This is a genomic window from Parvibaculum sp. (assembly GCF_049672805.1).
In the GTDB taxonomy this organism is placed as follows: domain Bacteria; phylum Pseudomonadota; class Alphaproteobacteria; order Parvibaculales; family Parvibaculaceae; genus Parvibaculum.
The window spans coordinates 1-5,247 of the sequence record NZ_JBATWS010000184.1; the positions used below are offsets into that span (position 1 = coordinate 1).

Genomic DNA, 5,247 nt, shown 5'->3' on the forward strand with positions numbered 1-5,247 from the left:
GAACGGGTGAGTGCCTGCTGCTACTCGGCCGCCGCCACGGTTGTTTCTTTATTCTGATGAAGTTTCACAACATCGAGAACGGCGCCGCCAATGGGCGTGCGCATCTGCACCCGCACAGGAATGTAGAGTGACCCGTCGCCCACCGGCGCGAGCCAGATCCATGTGTCGTCGCGGCGCTCCAGCGTGTTGGTGAGTTTTCCACGTTCCATGCCGTCGCCCGGCTTCACGCGCACCCGGCATTTGATGGCCTCACCGCTATAGCCGCCATCGCGTGTCGTCACGCTTGTCTCGCTATGGAAGGTGAGTTGCAGATCGTAGCGGCGCTTGCCGTCGAAAATGGGAAGGCTGCGGTCGCAGGGATTTCCATCTGTCGCAACTGGCAGCAGGAATGCACTCACTGGATCAAGCGTATGGCGATAGAGGCGGGGCGTTATCTGCGCCGTTTCCTCTTCCGGCTCCGGCGGCTCGAAGGTAAGGCTCGGCACACCGCGCCCGTCATAGCGGATTTCGCGCGACTTGGTTTTGCTCTTCTCCGTGGCGGAGAACTCGAAGAGGCTCGGCCGTACCGCTTCTTCGCTGATCGTGCCCTTGCTCGTCATGGTCCAGTGCGCGTCCCAGAAGCGGGCGGCAACACCGGCAGAGCCGAGCGTGTTTTCCAGAAGATAGGTCTCGCCACCCAGCGTCGCCATCATGGAGCCTGTGGCAACCTGAAGACCGCCAATATAGACGGTGTAGTCGGCCTTAATGTCAGGCTTCGGGCCGACAGATGCGGCAGGGAGCGTTGTGGCACCGCTTGCCGTGCCGGCGGCAAGCGCAAGGGCGGCGGCAAGGCAGAGCTTCGGGAATGCGTGAAGCCCGCGCCTTCTCCGCTTCTGCACTGCTTCGCTGGTGGTTTCGTTCCTTATCCCGGACATGGGCTCATTTTCCCTTTCGCGAGATGAACCTCCGATGAATATGGCCGGTTCCCCTGCGTTCGGTCCGTCCCCTGCCTTGGCAGGGCTGGACGTGGCAGGCCCGGCCAAGTATGCAACTGAGACCATGAGCGGGACAGAACAAAAGCAGGCTGAGCGCCGCGCGCTGAGCAGGGGGGTGCCGGATGTCGGGGAACTTGCCCGCGCTGTGCGCGAAGGGCGCCGCGCTGCGCTTGCCCGCGCCATCACGCTTGTCGAATCCTCCCGTGCCGACCATCAGGAAGTCGCACAGAAGCTGCTGGTGGAACTGCTGCCCGACACGGGCAAGGCAATACGCATCGGCTTTTCAGGCGCGCCGGGCGTCGGCAAATCGACCTTTACCGAAGCCTTTGGCTGTTATCTGACGGCGCAGGGGCTGAAGGTCGCGGTTCTTGCCATCGACCCCTCTTCTGCCCGCACCGGCGGCTCCATCCTTGGCGACAAGACGCGGATGGAGATGCTTGCTCGCGATCCCAATGCCTTTATCCGCCCCTCGCCCTCGGGCGGCACGCTGGGCGGTGTGGCGCGCCGCACGCGCGAGGCGATGCTACTGGTCGAGGCGGCAGGCTTTGATGTCGTCATTATTGAAACGGTGGGTGTCGGCCAGTCCGAAACGGCGGTGGCCGATATGGTCGATATGTTCCTGCTGTTGCTGTCGCCGGGTGGTGGCGACGAATTGCAGGGCATCAAGCGCGGCATTATGGAACTTGCTGACCTGATCGTGGTCAACAAGGCGGATGGGGATCTCATCCCGGCTGCGAAGCGCGCACGGCTCGAATACAAGACTGCGCTTCATCTGATGCGTCCGAAATATCCTGTCTGGGCGCCGGATGTGCTGCTTGCTTCTGCGCTGAAGGGGGAGGGACTTTCCGAGGTCTGGGAAGCCGTTCAGGGGCATCACAAGGCGCTGTCCGAGGCGGGCGAACTGGCGCGGCTCCGGGCAGAGCAGGCGCAGGCCTGGATGTGGACCGAGATTCGGGAAGGGCTTTTCGCCGCCCTCAAGGCGGACAAGCGGGCCTCTGATCTTCTGCCGGAGCTTGAAAAGGCGGTGGCGGAAGGCCGGGAGACCCCCACAATCGCGGCAAGGCGCCTTCTTTCGCTGGTTTTGGGGGGCGGGAAAGCGGGCTGAATGCCCTTTCGCCCTTGACGGGCGGGGGACGGCCTTCTATACGTCCGCACCTGTACGGATTGCGCGTTTTCGCGGCAATCCTCGTGAATTTTTGAAGGAACTCGTTCATGTCCCGCCGCTGCGAACTCTCCGGCAAAGCCGTGATGTCGGGTAACAATGTGAGCCACGCGAACCGCAAGACGCGGCGCCGGTTCCTCCCGAATCTTTGCCAGGTCTCGCTCATCAGCGATGTGCTTGGCCGTCAGGTCAGCCTGCGTGTTTCGGCCCATGCGCTCCGCTCGGTCGAGCATAATGGCGGTCTTGACCTCTTCCTGCTCAAGGCGTCGGACGATCAGCTCTCCGCGCGGGCGCAGAAGCTGAAGCGCGAAATCGTCAAGAAGACCGAAGCTGCTGCTGCAGCCTGATCCGTCTTCGATCAATCTGAAAAGAGCGGCCTTCGGGCCGCTTTTTTTGTGCCCGGCGGGGGTGCGTGAGCAGGCATTTACCATTCTGTGGGATCATGCCACGTCCGGGCTTCCGGGGGCAGGGCTGCCCGGCTAAGCTGCGGCAGTGCGTTTTCGGGGGTTCAGATGCTTGATAAGGGGGTTGATCGCGTCCCGCTTCGGCGACCGGGCCGTATCTCCCGCTTTGTCACGGCGGTTATCCGGCTGATCCTGCCGGTGATCGCACTATGTGCAGCCCTCCTCCTTGCCTTCTGCCTGCGCGATGAGCCTGTGCCCCAGCTTGATGTGCTGGCGGAGATCGACCCGCGGCTTGATCCGTCCGGCTGGCTCACGATGGGCTATGTGGTTCTGCCGCTCGTCTTTTTCATTATCAACCTGACAAGCCGCCGCTACGGGCCGGACCTCACTTTCGGGGCGGTGCTGGTGAGCTGGGCGCTTATCGGCGGCGCGATTGGCTGGGCCTTTCACGCTGGCCTGATCCGCGATCTTGAGGCGGAGATTGCGCCCTATCCGCTCGCGCTTGTTTTCTTCGCGGCGATGTTTGTCGGCCAGCTTGTGGCCGTTCTCTTCTTTGACTGGCTGAGGGGCATTCCGTGGTGGCATGCGCCGTTCTTCGCCGCGCTTTTCGCCGGCATCGTCTTTTCGTCTCTGTTCCATCTGCGCAGCGGGATGGTGATTGACGAGGCGCTTGGCTGGCGTGTGGGTGTCGAAGCCGGAATCCAGTTTGCGTGGGCGCTCGGCCAGCTTCTGCCGGCCTGGTGTCTTCGTTCTTCCATCCGCCCGCTGCCGGGTCTTGGCGGCGCGTAAGGCCTATTGTTTCAGGCGGAACATGAGCAGCACCGTGCGCTGCACCGGATTAAAATTGTCATCCGAGATCATGTAGATCAGCAAATCGCCGTTCTCATCCTCGCGGACGGCGAGGCCTTCCATATTGTCAATCGAATAGCGCTGGCCGACATTCACCAGCACCTCGCCATCCACCACCGCACCCGGCACGATGTCCTCGCCCTTGATGCGGCGGAGCTGCATGCCGACACCGCCGAGAAGCGAGAAGCGGCGTTCCAGCATCAACAGGTCGCCAGCGGGCGTAAGGGCAATGTCAGTCGGTTTGAAGGGCTGGTGCGGTTTCACGCCGAACCAGGCAAGGTCATGCCCGTCGGCGATGAAGGCCTTGATGTTGCCGCGCGGATCCAGCGTGTCTTCGGTAATGGCAAGAACCCGCTTCCTGCCGCCATCCTTCGCAGGCGGCAGAAGCTCCAGCGATTCAATGCCGCCATTGCTGTTGAGCCGACCGAAATGGCGCTGGGTCAGGATCTGTTCGGGTCTCGCTTCTGCGCCCGCGCTTTTGAGGTCATAGCGCCAGATGCGATGCGCGCGTTCAAAGCTCACATAGGCCGTGTTCATCAGCGAGCCGGAAGGGCTGATATCAACGGCAAGGCTCTCTGCATCGCCTAGCTGCTTGCTGGCGACGGGCTTGCCATCAAGACCGAGGATGGGCGCGATCTTCGCTTCGACCAGGCCAGAAAGGCGCTGGCGCTCATCATAGAGAATGATGGCGGTGAGCCAGTGCCCCTTGTCGGAAACGGCGAGAAGCGATGAGCCATCGGGACTGACGGCGAGGCCCGACCAGCCGCCGAAATCACCATCCTGCGAACTGATTTCCACGCCGCCTGCCCAGATGAGCGAACCGGTTTTCGTTTCGCCCCGATCTTGCGGGTTCCACAGAAGTTGCCTGTTTGACACTTCCACAGCGCGCGGTTCTGCCGATGCGAAAGCGGTAAGGGTGACAGAAAGCGCGACGACGAAGGCAATGGACAGGAAGTGGCGGGCGGCACTCGGCAATGTTTCGATCCTTCTCAACCGGCTTTTATTTTTTTGCGTCTTGTCGGTGAGGGGCATCATATCGGTGTCAACATGCGGCACAAGAGAAGCGCGCGCGTTTCAGCTCCCGCGGTGGGGGAGGGGCGCGTCGAGGCCCAGCCTTTTACGCCGTGACCAGCGCCAGATCATCATGGCCGACACGGCAGCAAGCCCCGTGGCAAGGCCGAGCCAGATGCCGACGCCTTCAAAGCCGAAGGGGAAGGCGAGAATGACGCTCGTGGTCAGGCCGATCAGCCAATATCCCGTTGCCGCAAAGAGCATGGGCACGCGCGTATCCTGCAGGCCGCGCAACATCCCCGCGCCGATCACCTGCGCGCCATCGAACACCTGAAAGAGTGCTGCAATGGCGAGGAAGGAAATGGCAAGGCGGATGGCGTCGCTATTTTCGGCGACGGAGCCATCAAGGAAAATGCCGATCAGCGTTTCGGGAAACAGGATCATGAAGAGCGCCATGACGCTCATGAAGCTGACGCCCATGACAAGCGGCGTCCAGCCTGCGCGCGTGATTGCGTCGCGGTCGCCCGCGCCATGCGCAAGGCCGACACGCACCGTCACCGCCTGCCCGAATCCGAGCGGCACCATGAAGGAAATCGCGGCGAGTTGCAGGGCGATGGAATGGGCGGCAAGCGCGCTTGCACCGAAAAGCCCCATCAGCAGCACGGCAGCGTTGAACACCATGACCTCAAAGGCGAGGGTCATGCCGATGGGCAGACCAAGCCGCCATATGTCGCGATAGCGCTGCCAGTCGGGCCGCCAGAAGCGACCGAACAGATGGTAACGGCGGAATTGTCGATCCGTCAGAAGCACAATCACCAGCGCCACGAGCATGAAGATGCCGGTGATG

At 62.2% G+C, this 5,247-nt stretch carries 6 protein-coding genes; 3 read left to right on the plus strand and 3 right to left on the minus strand.

Annotated features, from left to right (window positions below; all coding sequences use genetic code 11):
* Nucleotides 1–20: 20 nt before the first annotated feature.
* Nucleotides 21–914: a DUF3108 domain-containing protein gene (locus WBF74_RS05970; RefSeq protein ID WP_424436656.1), complete on the minus strand. Its 894-nt coding sequence runs from the start codon at nt 912–914 to the stop codon at nt 21–23.
* A 124-nt stretch (nt 915–1,038) separates the two neighbouring features.
* Here WBF74_RS05970 and meaB point away from each other — a divergent pair, with 124 nt between their 5' ends.
* From meaB to WBF74_RS05985, 3 genes are all read left to right on the plus strand, one after another.
* Nucleotides 1,039–2,079 carry a methylmalonyl Co-A mutase-associated GTPase MeaB gene (gene meaB, locus WBF74_RS05975; RefSeq protein ID WP_424436659.1) on the plus strand — a complete coding sequence of 347 codons (1,041 nt, stop codon included), beginning with the start codon at nt 1,039–1,041 and terminating at the stop codon, nt 2,077–2,079.
* A gap of 107 nt (nt 2,080–2,186) precedes the next feature.
* Nucleotides 2,187–2,483, plus strand: a complete 297-nt coding sequence (rpmB, locus tag WBF74_RS05980; protein WP_424436662.1) for a 50S ribosomal protein L28 — start codon at nt 2,187–2,189, stop codon at nt 2,481–2,483.
* 165 nt (nt 2,484–2,648) lie between these two features.
* Entirely contained in the window at nt 2,649–3,329 is a 681-nt protein-coding gene (locus tag WBF74_RS05985) for a hypothetical protein (RefSeq protein WP_424436665.1), read from the plus strand.
* Nucleotides 3,330–3,332: 3 nt separating this feature from the next.
* On the opposite strand, the gene WBF74_RS05990 is transcribed toward WBF74_RS05985, so the two are convergent.
* Together WBF74_RS05990 and WBF74_RS05995 are read right to left on the minus strand one after the other, a co-directional pair.
* On the minus strand, nt 3,333–4,364 hold the full coding sequence (locus tag WBF74_RS05990; RefSeq protein WP_424436668.1) for an esterase-like activity of phytase family protein: 1,032 nt from the start codon (nt 4,362–4,364) through the stop codon (nt 3,333–3,335).
* A 99-nt stretch (nt 4,365–4,463) separates the two neighbouring features.
* Nucleotides 4,464–5,247: MATE family efflux transporter (locus WBF74_RS05995; RefSeq protein WP_424436671.1), on the minus strand; the 784-nt coding region annotated here is incomplete at its 5' end.